Here is a 22,927-nt window from a genome sequence, read left to right as displayed (position 1 = left end):
GGTAAAAGTCGTTGAAAACGATCGTTACGTCAGGCTGCGCCGGGTTGACGCGAGGATTGTGTTTGGTCCGAAAAGTGTTTGAAGACCAAACGAATTCTAAGTTAGCACCAAAAAACAGAAGCGCCTAGCTTATTACCAATTGTTTAACAAATTAGCAGGCTTGATGGTGTTAAAGAGACAATAAACAACGTCCCGCAAAAGCCTTAAAACAAAAAAGCCGGCATCTGGATGCCGGCTTTTTGAATTAGATGTGTTCTTTTAAGAACTCAGTCAACTGGGTCTTGGACAATGCGCCCACTTTAGTGGCGGCAACGTTACCACCTTTAAACAGCAGCAGAGTGGGAATGCCACGGATGCCGTATTTTGGTGGCGTATCAGTATTTTGGTCGACATTCAGCTTGCCAACTGTTACTTTGCCTTCGAATTCATCGGCCACTTCATCAAGTATTGGCGCGATCATTTTGCAGGGACCACACCACTCTGCCCAGAAGTCCACCAGGACAGGACCGGCAGCGTTGAGTACATCGGTCTCAAAACTGTCATCAGATAACTGGATAATTTTGTCGCTCATATCAATCTCCAACTTTTGGACTGCCGGTAAGTATCTGGCAGAGAATGTCCGCTATTTATATAGAAACTGTTTTTTAATGCAAGCACTGATAAGCTATAAGCTATGCAAACCACACATTTAACTGAAACACATTTTTCCGATTTGCCACTGCATCAAGGCGTCATCGATGCCTTGGCTGCCGCCAATTTTCAACATTGCACCCCGATTCAAGCTTTGAGCCTTCCGCCAATGCTAGAAGGCCGCGATGTGGCGGGTCAGGCGCAAACCGGAACCGGAAAAACCATCGCCTTTTTGGCTGCCACTTTTCACCATCTGCTGAGTAATCCGCAAACTGCCAAAGCGCAACCACGGGCCATTATTATGGCACCAACCCGCGAGCTGGCAGTGCAAATTCACAAAGATGCGCAGATGCTCAGTCAACATACGGGCATTAGTCTGGGTTTGATCTATGGCGGTGAAGGTTATCAAAGCCAACGGGAAAAACTGGAACAGGGCGTCGATATTATTATCGGTACCACTGGCCGCATTATTGATTACTACAAACAAGGCATTTTCAGCCTTAATCACATTCAGGTAGCCGTATTGGATGAAGCCGATCGTATGTTTGATCTTGGCTTCATTAAAGACATCCGTTATCTGTTGCGTCGGATGCCTGCGGCAAATCAGCGCTTAAGCATGTTGTTCTCGGCGACGTTGTCGATGCGGGTACAGGAACTGGCTTACGAGCATATGAATAGCCCGGTGCATGTGCAGATTGAGCCAGAGCAGATGACCGCCAGAAGGGTAAAGGAAGAGCTCTTTTATCCCTCCAACGAAGACAAAATGTTGCTATTGCTGACATTGCTTGAAGATGAATGGCCGGAAAAAGCCATTGTCTTTGCCAATACAAAGCACAGTTGCGAAAACATCTACGAATGGTTGTCCAATGATGGACATCGGGTCGGGTTGTTAAGTGGCGATGTGCCACAGAAAAAACGCCTGCAAATTCTCGATGGCTTCAGTAAGGGCCAACTGGATCTGCTGGTGGCCACTGATGTGGCAGCTCGCGGCTTGCATATCGAAAAAGTCACTCATGTGTTTAACTATGACTTACCCGATGATGCAGAAGATTATGTGCACCGTATTGGCCGTACTGGTCGTGCTGGCAAAAGTGGCCACGCCATCAGTTTTGCCTGTGAGAAATATGCACTGAATCTGCCCGCCATCGAAGAGTACATCCGTCACAGTATTCCGGTGACAGATTATGATCACGACGCGCTGCTGCAAGATGTCACCCCTCCCAAGCAGCAGTATCGTAAGCGCATGCAAAGTGGCAAGCACCTGAACAAAGGTCGGCCAAAGGGTAGAAGCCATAGACCAAGATGAGTAATTCAGCACAACGTCCCGGACTGACGCCAGAGAAGTATTATGCCGCTGTTGACCTCGGCTCAAACAGCTTTCATATGGTGGTGGTCCGGGTCTCTCACGGATGTGTGCATATAGTCGGTAAGGTGAAACAGAAAGTACGCCTGGCTGCCGGCCTGGATGAACAGTTTTATCTCGATCAAGCGAGCATGGAGCGTGGCTGGAAATGCCTGGAGATGTTTGCCGAACGTTTACAGGATATTCCGCCTGCCAATATCCGTATTGTTGGTACGGCCACCCTGCGCTTGGCACGCAATGCCGCTGATTTTGTGCAAAAAGCCGAGCAAATCCTGGGGCATCCTATCCAGGTGATCAGTGGTGAAGAAGAGGCCCGACAAATCTATCTCGGCGTGGCTTACACTTCTGCCAATCAAGGCAATAGCCTGGTAATCGACATCGGAGGCGCCAGCACTGAAGTGATCCTGGGTAAGGATTTCACCCCCATCACTTTGACCAGCATGGAGTTAGGATGCGTCACCTATATGGAGCGCCATTTTACCAAGGGTATCCTCTCTGAGCAGAATTTCGAGGCGGCCATGGCAGCGGCCAGGCAGCAAATTCAGGCAATCAAATCCAAGTTTAGCGGCGCTAATTGGCGCCAGTGCCTGGGTGCCTCTGGTACCCCTCAGGCCGTGACCGAGATCCTGGTGGCTCAGGGTATTAACGATACCATTCGCTTGTCCTACCTTGTTGACTTGACCAACAAGTGTATTGCCTGCGGCTCAATGGATAAGCTTGAGATTAATGGCCTGGAAGAGTCCCGTCGTGCGGTCTTCCCCAGTGGTCTGGCGATCCTAAGAGTATTGTTTGAAGAGTTGGGTATTGAGCAGATGCAAATATCCGGCGGCGCGCTTCGCGAAGGTCTGATCTACGGCATGCTGGAGAACATTCATCACAACGATGCTCGCACTCGCACCATCGATTCTCTGACCGAGCGCTTCCATATCGAAGAGGCCCAAGGGCACCGCGTAGCTGAAACAGCGCTGGCCCTTTATCGCCAGATGCCGCCTTCGCAAACGGCCTGTCAATTGGATGCAGAAGGGATCTTATTGGCGGCGGCCCGTCTTCATGAAATCGGTTTGCATGTGGATTTTCGCCTAAGCCACCATCATGGTCGGTACTTGCTTTCCCATTTGAGTTTGCCGGGCTTTACCAAGCTGCAGCAGGAATGCATCCGTGACCTGGTCTACAGCCATCGCCAGGAGCTGGATCCTGATTGCTTTGGTGGTTATCAGACAGATCTCAGGCAGGTTTTGATGACCTTATGCCGGGTTTTGCGTATCGCCTATGTGCTGAGTATCAGGCGTAAGGATAACCTGCTGCCCTCTATTGAATTACAACTGGTGGACGAGCAGGTCAGGTTGGTGTTTCCTGAAGGCTGGCTGAAAGCCCATCCCTTGTTGGATGCAGAGCTAGCCAACGAGCGCTGGCTGCAACATCGGATGGGCTGGGGACTGGATATTCAGTAAGAAACCCAGAGTCAGAGGCAAGGAGTTCCCTCAGCGCTGACGGCTCACCCTTCACTTTGTCAGTATCTGCGCCGCCTGCTTGGCAAAATACGTTAGTATCCCGTCTGCGCCGGCCCGTTTAAACGCCAGCAAGGATTCCAAAATCACCGGTTCCTCGGCCAACCAGCCATTGGCAAATGCGGCCTTATGCATGGCATATTCGCCACTCACTTGATAGGCAAAAGTGGGTACTGCAAAGCGTTCTTTGCAGCGACGAACAATGTCCAGATACGGCATACCGGGCTTGACCATGACCATATCTGCGCCTTCTTCGATATCCAGCGCAATCTCACGCAGCGCCTCGTCGCTATTGGCGGGATCCATTTGATAGCTTTTCTTATTCCCGCCTTTGATATTACCGGCTGAGCCAACGGCATCGCGAAACGGCCCGTAGTAGTGAGAAGCATACTTGGCGGAGTAGGCCATTATGCAGGTATTAACATGACCCTGTGCTTCCAGTGCTTTGCGGATGAGCCCCACGCGACCATCCATCATATCCGAGGGCGCAACGATATCGGCGCCAGCTTCGGCATGAGAAAGCGCCTGTTTCACCAGCACTTCACAAGTGGGGTCGTTAACCACATAACCGGATTCATCGAGCAATCCATCCTGGCCATGGGAGGTGAAGGGATCCAGGGCAACATCGGAAATTACACCCAGTTCAGGCACCGCTTCTTTGATCGCACGAATGGCCTTTTGTGCCAGTCCGTCAGGGTTAAAGGCTTCGCTGCCGCAATCGGTTTTGAAATCCAGTGGTGTGACCGGAAACAGTGCCACTGCCGGGATCCCGAGTTTGGCCAGAATTTCGGCTTCTTTTAGCATTAAATCGATAGAAAGCCGTTCAATACCCGGCATGGACGCTACCGACTCAGAGCGGTTTTTGCCTTCGAGAATAAACATCGGACAAATCAGATCGCTAACGCACAGGTGATTTTCAGCGGTCATGTTGCGGGTGAATTCATGACGGCGCAGTCGTCTTGGCCTGGAAAGGGGAAAATGTTGCATCTTTTACTCCTGGTTAGCCTCTGCCAGTTCGTTGTATTGGCAGAGTTGATTGCGTCCCGCCTGCTTTGCGCCATAAAGGGCCTTGTCAGCCTGTTCAAGCAACAGCATATCGTTGGCATCGAAGGCGATGATGGCAGTTGCCACGCCTATGCTGATAGTCAACTTGATTTCACCGGCAGGGGTGGGGATAGCCATGTTCTCGAGTTTCTCGCGGATGGACTCCAGCAATGCACAGGCCCCTTCAATATCGGTATTGGGCAGCAGCACGGCAAATTCTTCGCCACCAAAGCGACACACATCATCCGCGGGACGACGTAATTGCTCACGTAATACCTGGGCAACAGCACGAATACATTCATCGCCGACCAAGTGGCCATAGGTATCATTAAGCTGTTTGAAATGATCAATATCTATCATGGCGACGGTCAGTGAGCTTTGTTCGCGTCTGCTGCGGCGCACCTCGGCCTGATACTTACGATCGAAATAGCGGCGGTTGCGAATACCGGTGAGTGCATCCATGGTATTGCGCTCTTCCAGTTCCCGGTTGGTCTCGGATAGCTCTCTTAAGGCGATTTCCAACTCCAGGGTGCGTTCCTGCACCTTGTACTCCAGTTCTTCCTGGGCCTGATCCTGCGCTTCACGTAGCTGTCTTTCCCGATCCAAGCTTTGTTCTTGGGCTTCAAACAGGGTTCTGCGTTGCTGGTCGTAGTTTATGGCCAACACCATGGCTAACAAGACCGCTTCAATACTTGCTCCCAGCATAAGTAAATACTGGGTTCGGATGGCCAGGTTGAACATATTTAAATTATCCAGGCTGACCATCACTGCGCTTACCAATAAGGTGATCCAGCCCAGGGTATAGAGCCTGGCAATGACCACACCTCTAAGACACAGCCACAACCCCAAAGCACATAAAAATGGCACTACGACCAAGGTCAGAACTAAGAATACTTTCACCATCAGGGTATAAGGCAGCGCGAGACCAAGAGGGATGCTAATCAGGAACAAGGCTGCCAGGGCTTTCACTACCCAATCCATTGTCAGACTATGCTGTTTTATGGGTAGCAAATGCCGACTGAATACCAAGGCAAAGAAAATCGTTGCCGGAGCAAATAGTAATATGCTCTTGGCCTGTAACCAGATACTGTCTGGCCACAGGTACTTGTAGCCAATGCCATTAAGGGTCATCAGGGTCAGGCAAAGGCAGAACACATAGCAGCCATACACCAGAAAACTCAGAGTGCGGGTGGTTAGGAAGAAAAAGAAGTTGCTGAGGGCCAGTGCCGCGAGCAAGCCAAAAAAGCCACCGGTAAACAAGTTGTGCTCACCGTGGTACACCAAATAGCTATCGGCATTCCACACATACAAAGGCATCTTAATGGCGCCACTGGTGTGTACTCTGACATAGGCCGTTAATGGATCTTGGGTTTGCTGCAGAGGCACCACAAAGTTTTCCAGGGCCAGGCTGCGGGCGGCGAATGGCAGACTGTCCCCAAGAACATAACTCCCCAATTGCCTATCACCTGTGTACAGCCATATCTTTAAATCATCCAGCAGCGGATAGTCCAGTTCGAGCAAAGAAAATTGCAGATTGGATAGCTGGGGCAAGTGGATTCGAAACCAATAGGTGTCTGACTGAATGCCGAAAGACAATAGATCGGTCCGTTCTGTTTGCCAAGGCAAGCCTGACTTCAGTCGAATATCGTCTAATGTCAGTACCGATTCAGGATCTACCAGATACTCAACGCCAGCACCGATTTTATGCTGCGGTTGGCTGTACCTGTTGATATCCAGCATTTGCCAGAAGCAATAGAAAAAGATCAATCCCACCACCAGGATGGACAACACAATCCAGCGCCTGCCTACCTGAGGTTCTTCAGTTCGGTACATGATGTTGGGACTCGATAGTAAATAGCGATAGCGAGTTAGCCAGACTCTGTTTCTCAAGAGTGGCAACCGGCGTATTGGTCAACGCGGACAAAACCTCGGCAATGACGGGTAAATAGCGGGGTTCGTTGCGTTCAATTTTCGGCCGCACATGTCGCGGCGCAAGGTAGGGTGCATCGGTTTCCAGAAGCAGACGATTCAACGGCAGGTGCACAACTGCGTCACGTAAAGCTTGCCCCCTGCGTTCATCGCAGAGCCAGCCGGTAATGCCGATATGCAGGTCCAACTCCAGATAGGCTTCCATCTGGGCCTGATCACCGGTAAAACAATGCGCAACGCCACCAACTAATCCCGGTCTGTAACGTTTGAGTAAGGCAATCTGTTCCTTAAACGCATCACGCTCATGCAAAAAGACCGGCAGCGCTAACTCGCAGGCCAATTCCAGCTGCTGTTCGAATACCCTAACCTGGTCTTCTTTTGACGAGAAGTTGCGATTAAAGTCCAAACCACATTCGCCGATGGCTTTTACGCACGGCAAAGCGGCCAGACTGCGCAGGGACTCCGCAAAATCTTCTGTTGCCTCACTGGCATAATGGGGATGGATGCCAGCTGTCGAATACTGCTTCCATTGCTGGGCCAGCAGCGCGGCTTCTCCGCTATGGTCAAGATTGGTTCCCGTGATCAGCAGAAAGAGCACATCGGCCGATTCGGCGCGCTCAATCACCGCACTCAGATCCTGCGAGAATCTGCTACTGGTGAGGTTAACGCCGATATCGAACCAAGCCATTAGGAAAAGTCCTGTTATTGAATACGGCTGACACGCATCCGGCGGTTAGCATCTTCTGAACCCAGCCAGAAAGAGCCCAGAGCACCACGTTCGATATATAAATGGCCGTCAGGCATGTAGTAGCGCTGCGAATCTACTTGCTTCCAAAGCTGACCATTATCCAGAGTCATAATTGGCTTGTTGTAGGAACCTTTTTCCACCTTGCTAACCTTGATCAGAATTTTGTCCAATTCGGCCGAAGTTTTTTTTCATACCGAAATCATCGGCCGGATTGACTTGAAAACTGCTGTCAGGTGTTGCTGCCAGCACAGGGGCGGTCTGACTTCCCTCTGGTGCATTGACCAAAGGTTTACTGGCAACGGTGGGCAGCTCTGAATCACTGTATTGGCGCAAAGACTTACTGACATTGCCATAACACACCAGACGCTGCAGACTGTTCTCTTCTTTACTGCAGTTTTGTATGGGTTCTGCCAAGGTGGCAGCTTGGACACCTGAAACGGTAAATAAAAGGGTCAAAAGGCCAAAAGGTGTCAGTTTCATCATGAGTCCTGAGTTTCAGTTTGCTCTTGCGAATCTGTTCTACGATAAAGCGCCCCTACCAACAAACCTATTTCAAACAGTAACCACATGGGCACGGCAAGCAAGGTTTGAGAAATGACATCCGGCGGGGTAAGTAGCATGCCGATGACAAACGCGCCGACAATCACATAGGGGCGTTTTTCCCTGAGTTTTTGTGGACTGGTAGCACCGGTCCAGCAAAGTAATACGATGGCAATGGGGATCTGAAAGGAGACCCCAAAGGCAAAAAACAGCTTCAGAACGAAGTCCAGATAACTACTGATATCTGTGTGAATACTCACACCCTCGGGTGCCACGCTGGTAAAAAAGGCGAAGGCCAACGGGAACACAACAAAATAAGCAAAGGCGACACCACCATAGAAAAGCAATGTGCTGCAAATCAGCAGTGGTGCCACCAGACGTTTTTCATTACGGTACAGCCCCGGAGCAACAAATCCCCATACCTGATACAACACCACAGGAATAGCGATAAAAAAGGACAACACCAAGGTTAGCTTGAAGGGGGCGAAAAACGGGGAGGCCACATCGGTGGCAATCATCTGTGCGTCGTCCGGCAATACGTCCAACAAGGGAGTCGCCAGCAGGTGGTAAAGATCCTGGGCAAAATAAGCCAGGCACAAAAACACCAGCATAACTGCTAGCAAAGCCCTAAGCAGGCGAGTACGTAGTTCAACCAGATGGCTGAGTAGTGTCTGGGCGTCGGACATTTAGGACGTTTGATCTTTTTTATAAGGTTTTTGTACGGAAGCGGCGGCTTCTTTGAGCTCATCCACCGACTTTTTAAGATCTGGCGCCAGGTTTTCCAGATTCTGACTTTCGGCTTTTTTCAGGTTGTTGTGCAACTCTTCTAATTTGAGTTGTTGCTCTACTTCCTGTTTGAACTGACTGGCCATGGATCTTACGCTGGAAAGGGCGCGGCTGGTGGAGCGAATGGCGCCGGGCAAACGCTCCGGTCCGAGCACCAACAAGGCAACTACACCAATGACCAAAAGCTCCCAAAAGCCAATATCAAACATGATTACCTGTCTTGCTTCTGCTGATCTTGCTGGCTTTTCTGAGTCGTCTCTGACTTGTTTTCTACCTTGGCCTGCTGAGGATCACTTTTTTCTTCTTCAAACTCGGCATCCTTGTCGTCGATGGCCTTTTTAAAGCCTTTGACAGCCGAACCCAAGTCGCTACCAATATTGCGCAAGCGCTTGGTGCCAAACAACAGCACGACAATCGCAAAAATAATCAGAAGCTGCCAAATGCTTATCCCGCCCATATCTCACTCTCCTAATAAATCTTCGGTTATTATATCCAGCCTGACACAAAGGTCACTCGGTTTGCTCAATAGCACTAGTATTTGCAGACTATTATGACCATGCTTTGTTCAATTGGATGCATTTTTATTTTGGAACCTGTTTGAGATGAAGTGGTTGTGGACAATGATGTTTGTCATCTCACCCGCCCTGGCGGCTCAGGAAAGTGAGCCTCCTTCCTCCGATCCAACCGATAATCAGTGGTTGGATACCATGCAAGATAACGTCTCTGCGTCCATCGATGCCACTGCTCTTTGGTTTGATGAGTTTTTTGCCGAAGAGGCCTTGCCGCTGGACGAAAAGGCTTCCGGGGCCGGACGTATTATGTTGGGTTGGGAGCCCCGTTCCGGCCATCTCAATGAGTTTGTTACCCGTTTTCGCTTGAAGGTACGACTGCCCAATATGAAGCGGCAAACAGATTTAGTGTTCTCCGATTATGATGAGGATGAACAAATTACTTCGGTAAAGGCGGCGCAAAATCAGGATATAGACAATCGCAACCGCTTCAGCATGGCGTTACGTTGGACAGAAAAGCGGGGGGAGGATTTTCGTGTATCCCATCGTATTGGTTTGGGCCGAAAGTTGCAGCCTTTTGTGAAGTCCTCGCTGCGCAAAAGCCTTGGCGTTTCCGATATGAACAATATCAATCTCGAAGCCTCGGTTTATTTCTACAGCCAGGATGGCTTCGGCAGCCATTGGATGGCGCAATATGATCATCAGTTTGAAGATGATTCCCTGTTCAGATTCGATAACCACTTCTATTTCCGTGACCGGGAAAACGACTGGATTTGGCAACACAGCTTTAGTCACTATCGCCAATGGTCTGAAAAAACAGCGCTTATCTATGGCTTGTATTTACAGGGCAACAGTCAACCCAACTACCGTATTGAGGAATACCTGGTCAGTACTCGTTGGCGAATGAACGCTCTTCGCAAGTGGTTGTTTTTTGAGATAGAGCCTTTCTTGCTATGGCGTCGCGACGAGAATTTCGAAACCTCTTACGGGGTTGCGCTGCGTGTGGAAGGGTTTTTTGGCCAATACTAACAAATGCTCAAGTACTTATCGGCGAGAAGAGAGTAGGTAACCTATTCAGTCGTGGACGACGCTATCGAAGCCACCAGGCCCGTCCCCAGCACAATGCGCCAACACCGGCACTGGCGGCAGCAAGCCAGGGGCTGATAGGGTACAAGGGCAATAGCGCTGAAAGCAGTAATAGGGTGCTACCCCCCAGCTTATAGAGCAGACTACTGTGCTGGCGCTGCTGCTGGGCTTCCAGCTTATCCATCCATTGTTGTTGTTGCAGGGGTAACTGTTTGAGCTGTTTGAGGGTATCAAACATCAGCTCAGGCACTTCCGGCAGTTTTTCCGACCAATAAGGCAGGTTGGCCTGCACTTTCATCATCATGGCTTTAAAGCCAACCTGCTCTTTCATCCAGTTTTCTAAGAACGGCTTGGCAGTCTGCCACAGGTCAAGCTGTGGGTAGAGCTGTCGCCCCAGTCCTTCGATGTACAACAAGGTTTTCTGCAACAGCACTAACTGCGGCTGTACCTGCATATTAAAGCGCCTGGCGGTATTAAATAGTTGCAGCAACACCAGACCAAAGCTGATCTCGGCCAAAGGTTTTTGGAAAATGGGTTCGCACACCGTGCGAATGGCCATTTCAAAGTCATCCAGATTGACATCGGCCGGTACCCAGCCCGAGTCCACATGCAGCTCTGCTACCTTGCGATAGTCGCGGTTGAAGAAGGCCACAAAATTTTCCGCCAGGTAGCGTTTGTCTTCGCGATTAAGGGTGCCGACGATACCGAAGTCGATTCCTATATACATGGGATCGTGGGGGTGCTCGGTGGAGACAAAAATATTGCCCGGGTGCATATCCGCATGGAAAAAGCTGTCCCGGAATACCTGGGTAAAGAATACCTCAACCCCGCGCTCGGCCAGCTTCTTCATATTGGTGCCTTGGGCCATCAGGGCATCCACGTCGGCCACCGGGATCCCTTTAATACGTTCCATCACCATCACATTGGTTCGACAATAATCGCCGTAGATATGGGGAATGTAGAGGGAATCTGAACCTTCGAAATTATGCTTCAGTTGGGCGCCGTTTGACGCTTCGCGTAGCAAATCCAGTTCATCTAATATGGTGCGCTCGTATTCTTTGACCACTTCCACCGGGCGCAGGCGTTTGCCGTCGGGCAACCAGCGCTGAATGACCATAGCCAGGGTGTGCATCAACTCGATGTCGGCATGAATAGTGTCGGCAATATCCGGGCGGATCACTTTTATCACCACCGCTTCGCCATTGGGTTTCAGCCTGGCACCATGGACCTGCGCGATGGAGGCCGATGCCAGTGGCTTAATCTCGAAGTCCTCAAATAGCACTTCAATACTGTTGATATGCAGCGCCTTTTTGATCATCTCCTGGGCCAGGTCGCTGTCAAAGGGCGGCACCTTGTCCTGCAACAGGCTTAATTCGTCGGCAATGTCCGGCGGCAGCAGATCGCGGCGGGTGGACAGCATCTGTCCAAATTTAATAAACACCGGCCCTAAGGATTGCAAGGCTAGGCGTATGCGCTCCCCCCGGTTGGCATCTTGGTGTTTGTTGCGCAGCCAAAAAGCGCTTTGTCTGGCGAGCTTGGCGTACCAGGGTAACCATTTGGCCGGGATCAGCTCATCCAGGCCATATTGCAATAAGGTTTTTTTAATGGTGTAGAGGCGAAGGATCCTCACGCTTTACCTGCCTTGCGCTGTTCCAGTTGGGTCAATTTAGCCTCAAAACGGGCCGTATCGGCACGCAGTTTATTGACTTCACCGGCGAAGTCTTCCACTGCCAGCGGATGAGCTGCTACGGGTTTTTCCTGCAAGGCCACATCACTGAGCACGCTGCGAAGCTGTGCCATATCTCTGGAAAATTTCTGCTTCAGGCCTTTCATCAGGTTGAATGACTGATGGGCAACGACATCGCCGGTATAGCGGGAAAGCTGCTCTTCCCAATCGATATTCAGCTCTTTGAACAGTATGCCAAAGGCTTGGGCAGTATGTAGATCGCCTTTAAGGGTCAGGGCCTTTTGCTGAATAAGCTGGTTTAAGCGGTTGAGATCACCAATTTTATCCAGGGTGTTGATGGACAGCTCAATATCGCAATCCACCGGGCTGTCGGTGTCGCCAAGCAAATCGACCTTGTCTGAAAAGGCAAAGGTTAGTGGTTGAGGGAATTCTCTGATACGCACCCGAAGTCGCTGTCCGGACAATGCGCGCAACCGCTCTGAACTGGCATCATCCAATGTCAGCAGACGATTGAGCAGAATTTCCAGAGAAGCATTAACCAACTGAGTGAAAGGCACTTGCAGTCCTTAGAATTTGAAACCGCGATGCAGGGCGACAATACCACCGGTCAGATTATGGTAAGTTACCTGTTCAAACCCGACTTGCTCCATCATGGCTTTGAGAGTGTCCTGATCCGGATGCATACGGATAGACTCGGCCAGATATTGGTAGCTTTCGGCATCGCCTGCCACCAGTTGCCCCATCTTGGGCAGCACGTGGAAACTATACAGATCATAGGCCTTGCTCAGGGCTTCGTGGGTGGGTTTGGAAAATTCCAGTACCAACAAACGACCACCCGGCTTAAGCACACGATACATAGAAGCCAGGGCTTTGTCCTTATCGGTCACATTACGCAGGCCAAAGGCGATCGTGATAAGGTCAAAGTGGTTGTCCGGGAAGGGCAAGCACTCGGCGTTGGCCTGCACATATTCGAGATTGCCGATAAGGCCTTTGTCACGCAGCTTGTCGCGACCTACTTTAAGCATGGCCTGGTTGATATCGGCCAATACCACTTGTCCCTTTTCGCCCACCAAACGCGAGAACTTAGCGGCTAAATCGCCTGTGCCGCCGGCGAGATCGAGCACCTTGTGGCCAGCACGCACGCCACTGCAATCAATGGTAAAACGTTTCCACAGACGATGGATGCCCATGGACATCAAATCGTTCATCAGATCGTACTTGGCGGCGACGGAATGAAACACCTCGGCGACCATCGACGCTTTGTTGGCCTTGTCGACCGTTTTATAGCCGAAATGGGTGGTTTCATTATTTAGCTGCTCGCTCATGCTGACTCCTAGGTTGCGTGCGGCGCTAGTGTACTTTATTGAGGTCAGAATACCAGCCAAATGGCCTTAATGCTGCCCCTCGGTGGGCAGATTGTCGCCCACACTAAAAGCGATAATACGGCTGAGTTCCTGAAAAGACCGCCCACTTTGTTTTTTGAGCAGATTAAAGGCGTCCTGAATGGCTTTTCTGCTGCCTTTGGAACTCACGGCGCCGGTAATGAGATTGCGGCTACGAAGATAGCCTTCCACATCTTTGCTCAGCAAGAAGGTGTCTTTTCCAATAAAGCGCAGCGCATAAGGGCCGGTATTGCCGCCCAAACGGGCACCGTGTTTTTTAAGGTAATCCCACAGGCCGATAACGTCATCCTCTGGCCAATCCGCCAGGAAACGGGCAAAGCTACCGTGCTTTTTACGCATATCATCCATCATCAACGCATTGTCACGAATGGTTTTGACCTTGTTGAAGTTGCGGATAATGGCCGGATCGCTGGCTTTACGTTCAAGCATCTCATCGGGCATCAGTAATATCTTGTCGATATCAAAACCGAAGAAAAGCTCTTCAAAAGCCGGCCATTTCTGTTCCACTACCCGCCATACAAAACCCGATTGGAAGATCTTTTTGGTGAACTCGGCCAGGATGCGATCATCCCCTACCTTTGCTAATGCGCCGTTACTCAGAGGTTTACCGAGCATGGCCTCAAGGGCAGCTTTGCCGCCCTTGCGCTCACATGCCCGCTGATACAGGGCATCAAAAGATTCCAATTGGTCGAGATATTCCATCGGTTTCGCCTTTAGTTGGAAAAGTGACAGCTATGCCTCCCCAGTCATTCCCGCATGTCGCTAGCGGGAACCCTTACGCATCAATACCGCTGTGGCGCAGCAAGGCATCGACCTTAGGCTCACGACCACGGAAGGCTTTAAACAGCTCCATTGGCTCACGGCAACCGCCCATTTCCAGGATATGCTCCAGGAAATCCTGACCGGTTTGTGGGTTAAAGATGCCTTCTTCTTCAAAGCGGGCAAAGGCATCGGAAGACAAGACTTCGGCCCATTTGTAGCTGTAATAGCCGGCCGCATAACCACCGCCGAAGATATGGCTGAAGCTATGCTGGAAGCGATTGAATGCAGGGGGAATTATCACCGCCACGTCATTACGCACCCTGTCCAACACGGACTGTACCTGGTTGGCTTTGCCCGGTTGATATTCGCGGTGCAAATGGAAGTCAAACAGGCTGAACTCCAACTGTCTGACCATTTGCATGGCCGATTGGAAGTTACGGGCTGCCAGGAGTTTATTCAGCAGATCTATGGGTAGTGGTTCACCGCTCTCATAGTGGCCGGAAATAAAGGCCAGCGCTTCTTCCTGCCAGCACCAGTTTTCCAAAAACTGGCTGGGTAATTCCACTGCATCCCAGGGCACCGCATTGATACCGGCCACGCCCACGGCGGTGACCTTGGTCAGCATATGATGCAGGCCATGACCAAATTCATGGAACAGGGTCAGTACTTCGTCATGGGTGAAGAGGGCAGGTTTTTTGCCTACCGGGCCGTTAAAGTTACAAGTCAGGTATGCCACCGGATGTTGCCAGCTGCCATCTGTTTTTTGGCGTTTGTCCAGGCACACATCCATCCAGGCGCCGCCGCGCTTGTGGGCACGGGCATAGAGATCCAGGTAGAAGCTGCCACGCAGTTCCCCTTGCTTATCGAAAATATCGTAGAAGTGCACATCTTTGTGCCAGGTAACCACATCGTTGCGCTCAACGATGTTCAACCCATACAGGCGTTTCACCACTTCAAACAGCCCCGCGACGACCCGCGGTTGCGGGAAATAAGGGCGCAGCAGCTCATCGGAAATGCTATAGCGGGCTTCTTTGAGTTTTTCGCTGTAATAAGCCAGATCCCAGGCTTGCAGTTCGTTCATACCATGTTCGCGGGCAGCAAAATCACGCAGGTCATCGAGGTCGCGCTTGGCCTGTGGACGTGAGCGGGCGGCTAAATCATCGAGAAAACCAATAACCTGCTCCGGGTTTTCGGCCATTTTGGTAGCCAGTGAACGATGGGCATAGCTGTCAAAATCCAGCAGCTGTGCCAGTTCGTGACGCAACTCTAGAATTTCTTCCATCACTGCAGAGTTATCCCACTTGCCGGCATTGGGTCCTTGCTCTGAGGCTCGGGTGCAGTAAGCGCGGTACATTTCTTCGCGCAAGTCGCGATTATCGGCATACATCATCACCGGCAGATAGCTGGGTATATCCAGGGTAAACAGCCAGCCATCCAGCTCCTTCTCTTTGGCAGCCTGGGCGGCAGCTTCAAGGGCGGACTCCGGCATCCCAGCCAGCAATGACTGGTCGGTGATATGTTTGGTCCAGCCTAAAGTGGCATCCATCAGGTTATTGCTGAATTTGGAGGACAGATCCGAAAGCTTACTTTTGATCTCGGCGAAGCGCTTTTTCTTATCCTCGGGCAAGGCAATACCGGAGAGAGTGAAGTCCCGTAGGGTATTGTCGATAACTTTACGCTGCGCTTCGCTTAGTTGCTGGAATTGTTCGCTGTCTTTGATGGCCTTGTAGGCCTGATAAAGTCCCTGATGTTGGCCCACATAAGTGCCGTAATCCGATAATAGCGGCAAGCAGGCATCGTGGGCTTCGCGCAGGGCGTCGCTGCTAAGCACAGAGTTTAAGTGTGATACCGGCGACCACAAGCGATTAAGAGCATCATCTGCTTCTTCCAGCGGCGCTACCAGATTGTCCCAGGTAAAGTGGTCTTGCTTTACCAGTGCTTCTATTTGGGATTTGCAGTGAGCAATGGCGTCTTCCACTGCGGGGCGGATATGTTCCGGGCGAATATGGGAAAAGGGCGGCAGATGAAAAGGCTGCTGCAGGGGATTGGTCATAACAAGAGTCCCGTTTGCAAAGATTGAAATACAAGATAAGGCTAAACGCGGCAAACTCAATACAAGTAGTAAGAAAAAGGGCGCCATTTGGCGCCCCAAGGGAGAGTATCAATGGCGTATTAGCCTATATTGATGCGTCTTTTATCTTGTACTGCGCCAGCCGGTCTTGGGATCAAAATGGACAACACGCCCTTGTCGTACCTGGCAGTGACTTTACTGCTGTCTTCCAGGGCGAAGGGCAGAGGAATATCCCGTCTGAAAGAGCCGTAACTGCGCTCCAGCAGATGGTAGCCTTTGTCTGTCTTGTCTTCATGCTTGAATTCTTTCTCCCCCTCGACGGTGAGTTGGTCACCGTGCAGGTGCAGATGGATGTCCTTTTTATCCATATCCGGTAAATCGATCTTGATTTCCAGTCCTTCTTTGGTTTCGGCCATATCCACCGCGGGACGCATCCATTTACCGGCCAAATCACTTTGCTGTGGCCAGTCTTTGAAAAAATCATCAAACAGGTTATCTATGCGACTGCGAAGTGATGTCACCGGGTCATTTTTATGCTGTCCGAACAAACTGGGAAAAAAGCTCATGATATTTTCTCCTGTGTTGTAATGGCGAAATAAAAAGTAGATCCGGCCTGTCCCGTTCGCCAGTGACAAACTTGCTTTGGATCAAAGGCGTTGCAAAAAAGTAGAATGGCCTTATTTGTAGACCCTCAGCCCAGCCAGTAAACAGGAAAAATAATGAAGGAATTTGACTATATCTGTATCGGCGCCGGTAGTGGCGGCATCGCCTCGGCCAACCGCGCCGCCAGTCATGGTGCCAAAGTGGCACTGATTGAAGCAGGCAAACTGGGCGGCACCTGTGTCAATGTGGGGTGTGTGCCCAAAAAAGCCATGTGGTTTGGCGCGCAGGTGGCCGAGGCCATCCATAAATATGCCCCGGATTACGGCTTTGACCTAGAGGTAAAGGGCTTTGACTGGCAAACCCTGGTCAATAGCCGTGAGGCCTATATCGAGCGTATTCATGGCTCTTACAACAGGGGATTGGCGAATAACGGCGTGGAGGTCATTCAAGGTTTTGCCCGGTTTATTGATGCCAACACGGTGGAGGTCAACGGCCAGCAAATAACGGCTAAACATATTCTGATCGCCACCGGCGGTAAGCCCATGATCCCTGATTTGCCGGGATCGGAATTAGGCATAGACTCTAATGGCTTCTTTGCCCTGACTGAGCAACCCAAGCGGGTGCTGGTGGTGGGAGCGGGTTACATTGCCGTGGAGCTGGCCGGTGTGTTGCATAGCCTCGGCAGTGAGACCCATCTGGCCATTCGCCATGATCGCGTGCTGCGCAGTTTTGATCCCATGCTTTCCGATACCTTGATTGAGTTGATGGAAGCCGACGGTCCTACCCTGCATAAATTCTGTGAAGTGAAGTGTGTTGAAAAGCAGGACGATAACAGCCTTAACGTTACTTTTAAAAATGGTCAATCTCTATTGGTGGATTGCCTGATTTGGGCCATTGGCCGCTCGCCTAATACTCACAATCTGGGCTTGGAAAAGGCTGGTGTGGCCTTGGATGAAAAGGGCTATATCTGGGTGGATGATTATCAGAATACCCGCGCTGCGGGGATCTATGCCGTTGGCGACAATACCGGCAGGATTGAATTGACGCCGGTGGCAGTGAAGGCGGGACGCTTGCTGTCAGAACGCCTGTTCAACGGTCAGGTCAATGCCAAGATGGATTATGGCAACGTGCCTACCGTGGTTTTCAGTCATCCTGCCATCGGCACCATCGGCATGACCGAGCCCGAAGCCAGAGAAAAGTTTGGTACCCAAAATGTAACGGCCTACCATTCCAGCTTTGGTGCAATGTATACCGCGGTAACCCGTCATCGCCAAATAACCCGCATGAAACTGGTATGCGTCGGCCCCGAACAAAAAGTAGTGGGTCTGCATGGTATTGGTCTGGGCATGGATGAGATCCTGCAAGGTTTTGCGGTGGCGATTAAAATGGGGGCGACCAAGGCGGACTTTGATGCTTGTGTGGCGATTCATCCCACTTCGGCGGAAGAGTTTGTGACGATGCGATAGTGCTTACTGAGACATCAATCTGTCTTCTGTCTCTGGTTACAGATTGTTGCGCATCCTATGAAGAATTTGAGAGTAGACTGATGCTTTGGGTAAAGAGGGAAGGTCAGAGTGAATAGACAACAAAATCTGGTGTTGGCAATAGGCGTCTTTCTGGGCCTGACTGCTTTGGGGTATTTGCTGGGTAATGCTGCCATTAAAGTGAAGGAATTCGAACGCACTGTGCAGGTTAAAGGACTATCCGAGCGCGAAGTTAAAGCCGACCAGGTCATCTGGCCCATTGCCTTTACCCAAGCCGGAAATGATTTGGCCGAGCTCTATCAGGAGATGGAAAAAAACGCGGACAAGGTACGGGCCTTTTTGGTGTTAAAAGGTATCGATCGAGAGGAAATCAATATCGCCGCCCCGATGGTCACCGATAAGCTGGCCCAACAGTGGGGCGGTGGAGAGCAGCCCGAATTCCGCTACACCGCCAATCAGGTAGTGACAGTCTATTCCGCCAAAGTGGATATGGTCAGATCCGCTATGCAGGATATGGTGGAGTTAGGCAAACAGGGCTTGGTGGTAAGCGGCAATCAATATGAATATGCCACCGAGTTTATGTTTACTGGTCTGAATGAGATCAAACCTGAGATGATTGAGGAAGCGACTAAAAATGCCCGCGCGGTAGCCCAGAAGTTTGCTCAGGATTCAGATAGTCGTGTCGGCAAAATTCGCCAGGCTACGCAGGGGCAGTTCAGCATTGAGAATCGTGATCGCAATACGCCCTACATTAAGAAAGTGCGTGTGGTCTCTACCATTGAATATTACCTGGCGGATTAATGCGCATGTCAGATTACAGCAAGCCACAAAGCCTTCACACAGAGCGTCTCAGATTACGCCAGGTCACCTTTGATGATGCGCCTTTTATCTTGTCGTTGGTGAATGACCCGGACTGGCTGAGGTATATCGGCGATAAAGGGGTAAGTGATATGGAAAGTGCCAGGGGCTATATCGAGAAAGGCCCCATGCAGCAATACCAACAACATGGTCATGGACTGATGTTAGTAGAGCTGGCATCTACTCAAGAACCTCTGGGGTTGTGCGGTATTCTCAAGCGCGACACGCTGCCGCAACCTGATCTGGGATTCGCCTTTGCAGCGCATGCCAGAGGCAAAGGTTATGCTTTGGAAGCGGCCAATGCCGTGCTGCGTGTGGCTAAAGCCGACAATCACCAAGAAGTCCTTGCCATCTGCCTGCCAGAGAACCATCGTTCAATAGGCTTATTAGAGCATTGCGGATTTGCCTTCCGGTCAACCTATCAGGCCAAGGCGGAAGATCCGGTTTTGAGTCTGTATGCCTGGTGTGCAGAGCAAAAATAAACATGAAAAATCAATGACATTGACCGCAATGCCTTGACCGACGCCCGCTAACCCAATATAACTGCCCGCCTGGCCCGACTAGACATAGACTATGAATCTAACCCTGCGCCTTCTTATATGCCTTTTCTGTATCGCTGGTCCTTCTGCCTGTGCAGCCACTCAGCCAACCGAGCAGAGCAAGGGAAATTGGGTCCGCCAGGCCAACGGCGATATTTTAAATGATCCCCAGCCGTCTGGCTTAACCGTTTGGCGAAAGCAACTGGTAACGTTGTCGGACAGAAGCGCCGTTCAACAGCAGCAACTGAAGCTGCACGTGCTTGATGCAGAGAGCGCACGTATACGACAGAGCTTACCGATCAGACTGTCGCCCGCACTTAACGCCAGCTGTTTTGCATCCTATTTGTCCTCAGCACCTGATCTGGAAGCCTTGGTTGCCGACAAACAGGACGACCGCGTGCTTTATTCGGTGACAGAAGATACCGCCGGTCTGCAGTTGTCTGAAGAGTGTCAGAAGCGATTTGCCGACAGTGGCTCTACCCTTTATCCCACCCTTTTGCTGCGCCTGGAATATCAGGACAACCAAGAAGTGCTGATCACCGCCGTGCGCCCCCTGCGTTATAGCCCAGATATGGCGGTGGGCAATTTTCCCAATGACGGTATTGAGGGGTTGGCGATTAGCAGAGATGGCACCTTGTACCTTGGCCTGGAAAAGGACATGGCCTCGCAGCCACGTATTTTTAAGTTAGCTCTGAATAGGGTGCAATGGAGCGAGGCTGGCTTTCTCGATGTACAAGATGCCAAGCTGCAACTCCCCGCATTCAGCGAAGGGGCACATCCGATTAATGCCCTGGAGTTTCTCGATCACCAGCAAGGATACTTGTTAGCCTTTGCCCGCAATGATGACCAGCTGTGGCTGGTGGATCTGACGGCCAAAAAGCCAACCAAAATCATCCCCATGGACTTCCTGGCGCCGACAGCCGATGCTGCTTGCCCTGCCTATGAGCTGATGGATAACGCATCCATCGAGGGCATTACCCTGATGGACGGTCAACTGTGGATGGTTAACGATCCATGGAAAGTCAATTATCTGAAGAATATTCAGTGCCCAAGCAATGCTGAGGCGTACCAGAAAATGGGTGCGCTACTCTTTAATATTCCTTTTAATATTCAATGGTTAGACTGATCTAAACTTATTCTGTTCTAGCTTGCGAGCGACCAAAAGTTTGCCACACTTAGACTCACCATCTCGATGTGAGTCTTTCTATGTCGCAGCAAATAACCACCCCAAGTCACGGCTTCTCATTACGCAGTGCGTCGATCTCCAGCAAGTTAATGCTTATGGTAGGTGTCGTGCTCTTTATTGTGACACTGGCTTTCCTGCTATATAGCCGGTTCTCTCTTCAGCAAACTCAGAAAGAAATCGTCGGACAAGTAAGCAATGAATTAGAGACGGAACTGATTGCTCGTCTTCAATCTCAGGCCAGTAAAGATGCTGCTGACGTGACCCTGACCATTGAGAAAGCATTCCAATACCCCGCCGCCCTCGCAGCGAGATTGGCAAAAACCATCGACAGGGGGGATGACCTGGCGCTTTCACGACCCCAGGTGGAGCGCACGCTAAAGGATACTCTTAGTGTGGCTCCGGCATCTTCTATGTATGCCCAGTTCGAAACGCAGGGGTTTCATGATAATGACGCAGATTACCTTGAAGGCACCACACACTCTGTTGTTGGCGTGGGCACGCTGGAGGTTTATTTTGTGCGTGAAACTGACGGCACGATCAACCAAGTACCCGTGGAAGACGCAGAAGAAAAACACGATGCAACCTTGGATGAGTTTGGGTTAAGGGAAGCAGAGTGGTATTTGTGTCCTTTTGAGCAGGCTAAACCCTGCGTATCGGATCCCTATGAATTTGAGATACGGCCAGGTTACTCAGAACTGATGACCAGTATCGTCGCGCCGGTAAAAGCCAAAGGAAGAGTGGTTGGTGTGGTCGGGGCAGATATGAATCTTCCGTTGCTGCAGTCCCGTGCAGAACAGCTAGCCGCCTCCCTCTACAATGGCAAATCAAAGGTTTATCTGGTAAGCCAAAATAAGCTTTTGGTGGCGGCTTCCGATGCCAAGGAAAAGTTGGCCAGACCTTTATCTGAGGCAATGGATAGCAAATTGGCAGACAGGTTATTTGCCTTGATTTCATCAGGCGGCTCTCTGCGAGAGGGAGACTTTTTGTATGTGGCAGCGCCTGTGACTATTCAAACCGCGTCCACCAATTGGTTAATGGTGATTGGTGTGGATTATGAGTCGGCAATGGCCTCTGTCAGCAGTTTGTCCAAGTCTATTGAAGATCAGGTTGCCAGTTTATTGTGGCAACTTTCTGTGATTGCTTTAGTTCTGTTGGTTGCCGCACTGCTTGTTACCAAAGTGGTCAGCTCCGGTATTGTTAATCCGGTGCGGATGGTGGCTGGAAAGATGACTGACTTAGCTAATCGAGGGGGCGACTTAACACAGCGATTACAGGTACAAACCCATGCGGAACTGATCGCCTTGGCAGAGGGCTTTAATACGTTTAAAGATACCATTGCCAACCTGTTGGAGATGGTGAAATCTTCCAGTCAGGAAGTGGCAAAAAGTGCTACGCAGACGCAAAAAGATGCAGAACTGACCAGCAAACAACTATCGCGTCAGCATCAGGAAATAGACAGTGTGGTGACTGCCGTCACACAGATGTCGGCCACCGCCAGCGAAGTGGCTAGCCACGCTAACGAAGCGGCTAATAGTGCCAATACGGTGAAAGGCTCGGTACACCGTACCGAGCGCACCCTGTCTGATGCGGTAGGCCAGGTCAAACAACTGGCCACCGATATGCAAAAGGCTTCCGAAGCGGTGTCTGAGGTGGCCAGTCGAAGTAATGATATCCGTAAGATCTTGGATGTGATTGGTGCTATCGCTGATCAAACCAATCTGCTGGCATTGAATGCCGCAATCGAGGCAGCTCGAGCGGGTGATCATGGCCGCGGCTTTAGTGTGGTGGCTGATGAGGTCAGGGCGCTGGCATCCAAGACCGCTGAATCGGTGGGGGAAATCGACAAAGTAATTTCAGGACTTCAGCAGGAAGTGAAAAACACCGTGAGCATGATAGATGCCAATAGCAGCAGGGCTAACAGCGCGTCTTCGCGTTCGGAAGAGGCCTTTGTGGAACTATCCAGCATTGTTGAGGAGATCGGCATTATTTCCGATCGCTTGATGCAGATGGCCACCGCCGCCGAAGAGCAAAGTTCGGTCAGTGAGGCCATTAACGAAAATATCGTTTCTATCGGCGATGCCGGCCGTTCAGTGGCAGAGCTGGCGGTATCGTCCTCTGACAGTGCCAGGAATATCGGCGAGCAGGTTACCCAATTGCAAACGCAACTGGGTAGACTGAAGACAAGCTAAGT

23 protein-coding genes are annotated in these 22,927 nt (G+C 50.8%); 8 read left to right on the top strand and 15 right to left on the bottom strand.

Annotated elements, in window-relative coordinates; all coding sequences use genetic code 11:
- Positions 1–244 precede the first annotated feature (244 nt).
- A complete protein-coding gene (gene trxA, locus P2G88_RS10830) occupies positions 245–571 on the bottom strand; it encodes a thioredoxin TrxA (protein WP_275795880.1) in 327 nt (108 codons plus the stop codon).
- Positions 572–673: 102 nt separating this feature from the next.
- On the opposite strand from trxA, the gene rhlB reads away from it, so the two are divergent.
- Positions 674–1,936 (top strand): ATP-dependent RNA helicase RhlB, encoded by a 1,263-nt coding sequence (gene rhlB, locus P2G88_RS10825; RefSeq protein WP_275795879.1) that lies wholly within the window; start codon positions 674–676, stop codon positions 1,934–1,936.
- The gene (locus tag P2G88_RS10820) at positions 1,933–3,444 is read left to right on the top strand and encodes a guanosine-5'-triphosphate,3'-diphosphate pyrophosphatase (protein WP_275795878.1); all 1,512 of its coding nucleotides are present in this window, start codon (positions 1,933–1,935) and stop codon (positions 3,442–3,444) included. Before rhlB ends, P2G88_RS10820 begins: the two co-directional genes overlap by 4 nt.
- 51 nt (positions 3,445–3,495) lie before the next feature.
- Here P2G88_RS10820 and hemB read toward each other — a convergent pair whose 3' ends face one another.
- The 8 genes from hemB to tatA are packed head-to-tail and all read right to left on the bottom strand — an operon-like array spanning position 3,496 to position 9,005.
- Complete coding sequence (gene hemB / locus P2G88_RS10815; RefSeq protein ID WP_275795877.1) at positions 3,496–4,488, bottom strand: porphobilinogen synthase; 993 nt, start codon at positions 4,486–4,488, stop codon at positions 3,496–3,498.
- A gap of 3 nt (positions 4,489–4,491) precedes the next feature.
- Positions 4,492–6,378 (bottom strand): diguanylate cyclase, encoded by a 1,887-nt coding sequence (locus tag P2G88_RS10810; RefSeq protein WP_275795876.1) that lies wholly within the window; start codon positions 6,376–6,378, stop codon positions 4,492–4,494.
- On the bottom strand, positions 6,365–7,162 hold the full coding sequence (locus P2G88_RS10805; RefSeq protein ID WP_275795875.1) for a TatD family hydrolase: 798 nt from the start codon (positions 7,160–7,162) through the stop codon (positions 6,365–6,367). The genes P2G88_RS10810 and P2G88_RS10805 overlap by 14 nt, the downstream gene beginning before the upstream one ends.
- Before the next feature lie 14 nt (positions 7,163–7,176).
- Positions 7,177–7,362, bottom strand: coding sequence for a hypothetical protein (locus P2G88_RS10800; protein ID WP_275795874.1), 186 nt, complete (start codon positions 7,360–7,362; stop codon positions 7,177–7,179).
- Between the two features lie 4 nt (positions 7,363–7,366).
- Complete coding sequence (locus P2G88_RS10795; protein WP_275795873.1) at positions 7,367–7,702, bottom strand: hypothetical protein; 336 nt, start codon at positions 7,700–7,702, stop codon at positions 7,367–7,369.
- On the bottom strand, positions 7,702–8,448 hold the full coding sequence (gene tatC, locus P2G88_RS10790; protein ID WP_275795872.1) for a twin-arginine translocase subunit TatC: 747 nt from the start codon (positions 8,446–8,448) through the stop codon (positions 7,702–7,704). The genes P2G88_RS10795 and tatC overlap by 1 nt, the downstream gene beginning before the upstream one ends.
- Entirely contained in the window at positions 8,449–8,757 is a 309-nt protein-coding gene (tatB, locus tag P2G88_RS10785) for a Sec-independent protein translocase protein TatB (protein WP_275795871.1), read from the bottom strand. It lies immediately after the preceding gene.
- A 2-nt stretch (positions 8,758–8,759) separates the two neighbouring features.
- Positions 8,760–9,005 (bottom strand): Sec-independent protein translocase subunit TatA, encoded by a 246-nt coding sequence (gene tatA / locus P2G88_RS10780; RefSeq protein ID WP_275795870.1) that lies wholly within the window; start codon positions 9,003–9,005, stop codon positions 8,760–8,762.
- Between the two features lie 163 nt (positions 9,006–9,168).
- Here tatA and P2G88_RS10775 point away from each other — a divergent pair, with 163 nt between their 5' ends.
- Positions 9,169–10,086: a hypothetical protein gene (locus P2G88_RS10775; RefSeq protein ID WP_275795869.1), complete on the top strand. Its 918-nt coding sequence runs from the start codon at positions 9,169–9,171 to the stop codon at positions 10,084–10,086.
- Positions 10,087–10,147: 61 nt separating this feature from the next.
- Here the strand turns inward: P2G88_RS10775 and ubiB are convergent, their stop codons facing one another.
- The 6 genes from ubiB to P2G88_RS10745 all read right to left on the bottom strand — a co-directional run bounded on the left by ubiB (position 10,148) and on the right by P2G88_RS10745 (position 16,632).
- The gene (ubiB, locus tag P2G88_RS10770; RefSeq protein WP_275795868.1) at positions 10,148–11,773 is read right to left on the bottom strand and encodes a ubiquinone biosynthesis regulatory protein kinase UbiB; all 1,626 of its coding nucleotides are present in this window, start codon (positions 11,771–11,773) and stop codon (positions 10,148–10,150) included.
- The gene (locus tag P2G88_RS10765; RefSeq protein WP_275795867.1) at positions 11,770–12,387 is read right to left on the bottom strand and encodes an SCP2 sterol-binding domain-containing protein; all 618 of its coding nucleotides are present in this window, start codon (positions 12,385–12,387) and stop codon (positions 11,770–11,772) included. The genes ubiB and P2G88_RS10765 overlap by 4 nt, the downstream gene beginning before the upstream one ends.
- A 9-nt stretch (positions 12,388–12,396) precedes the next feature.
- Positions 12,397–13,155: a bifunctional demethylmenaquinone methyltransferase/2-methoxy-6-polyprenyl-1,4-benzoquinol methylase UbiE gene (ubiE, locus tag P2G88_RS10760; RefSeq protein WP_275795866.1), complete on the bottom strand. Its 759-nt coding sequence runs from the start codon at positions 13,153–13,155 to the stop codon at positions 12,397–12,399.
- Positions 13,156–13,221: 66 nt separating this feature from the next.
- A complete protein-coding gene (locus tag P2G88_RS10755) occupies positions 13,222–13,935 on the bottom strand; it encodes a DNA-3-methyladenine glycosylase I (protein WP_275795865.1) in 714 nt (237 codons plus the stop codon).
- A 73-nt stretch (positions 13,936–14,008) separates the two neighbouring features.
- Positions 14,009–16,048 (bottom strand): oligopeptidase A, encoded by a 2,040-nt coding sequence (gene prlC / locus P2G88_RS10750; RefSeq protein ID WP_275795864.1) that lies wholly within the window; start codon positions 16,046–16,048, stop codon positions 14,009–14,011.
- A gap of 119 nt (positions 16,049–16,167) precedes the next feature.
- Positions 16,168–16,632, bottom strand: coding sequence for an Hsp20/alpha crystallin family protein (locus P2G88_RS10745; RefSeq protein ID WP_275795863.1), 465 nt, complete (start codon positions 16,630–16,632; stop codon positions 16,168–16,170).
- 153 nt (positions 16,633–16,785) lie between these two features.
- Between P2G88_RS10745 and gorA the strand changes: the two genes are divergently transcribed.
- From gorA to P2G88_RS10720, 5 genes are all read left to right on the top strand, one after another.
- Positions 16,786–18,135 (top strand): glutathione-disulfide reductase, encoded by a 1,350-nt coding sequence (gene gorA, locus P2G88_RS10740; RefSeq protein WP_275795862.1) that lies wholly within the window; start codon positions 16,786–16,788, stop codon positions 18,133–18,135.
- 108 nt (positions 18,136–18,243) lie between these two features.
- The gene (locus P2G88_RS10735) at positions 18,244–18,954 is read left to right on the top strand and encodes an SIMPL domain-containing protein (protein ID WP_275795861.1); all 711 of its coding nucleotides are present in this window, start codon (positions 18,244–18,246) and stop codon (positions 18,952–18,954) included.
- 5 nt (positions 18,955–18,959) lie between these two features.
- Positions 18,960–19,493 carry a GNAT family N-acetyltransferase gene (locus P2G88_RS10730; RefSeq protein ID WP_275795860.1) on the top strand — a complete coding sequence of 178 codons (534 nt, stop codon included), beginning with the start codon at positions 18,960–18,962 and terminating at the stop codon, positions 19,491–19,493.
- A gap of 91 nt (positions 19,494–19,584) precedes the next feature.
- Positions 19,585–20,676: an esterase-like activity of phytase family protein gene (locus P2G88_RS10725; RefSeq protein WP_275795859.1), complete on the top strand. Its 1,092-nt coding sequence runs from the start codon at positions 19,585–19,587 to the stop codon at positions 20,674–20,676.
- Positions 20,677–20,756: 80 nt separating this feature from the next.
- Positions 20,757–22,925: a methyl-accepting chemotaxis protein gene (locus tag P2G88_RS10720; RefSeq protein WP_275795858.1), complete on the top strand. Its 2,169-nt coding sequence runs from the start codon at positions 20,757–20,759 to the stop codon at positions 22,923–22,925.
- Positions 22,926–22,927 lie beyond the last annotated feature (2 nt).

This window comes from Aliiglaciecola sp. CAU 1673 (assembly GCF_029223185.1).
In the GTDB taxonomy this organism is placed as follows: Bacteria; Pseudomonadota; Gammaproteobacteria; order Enterobacterales; family Alteromonadaceae; genus Bowmanella.
This window is presented reverse-complemented; position numbering and strand designations above follow the sequence as displayed.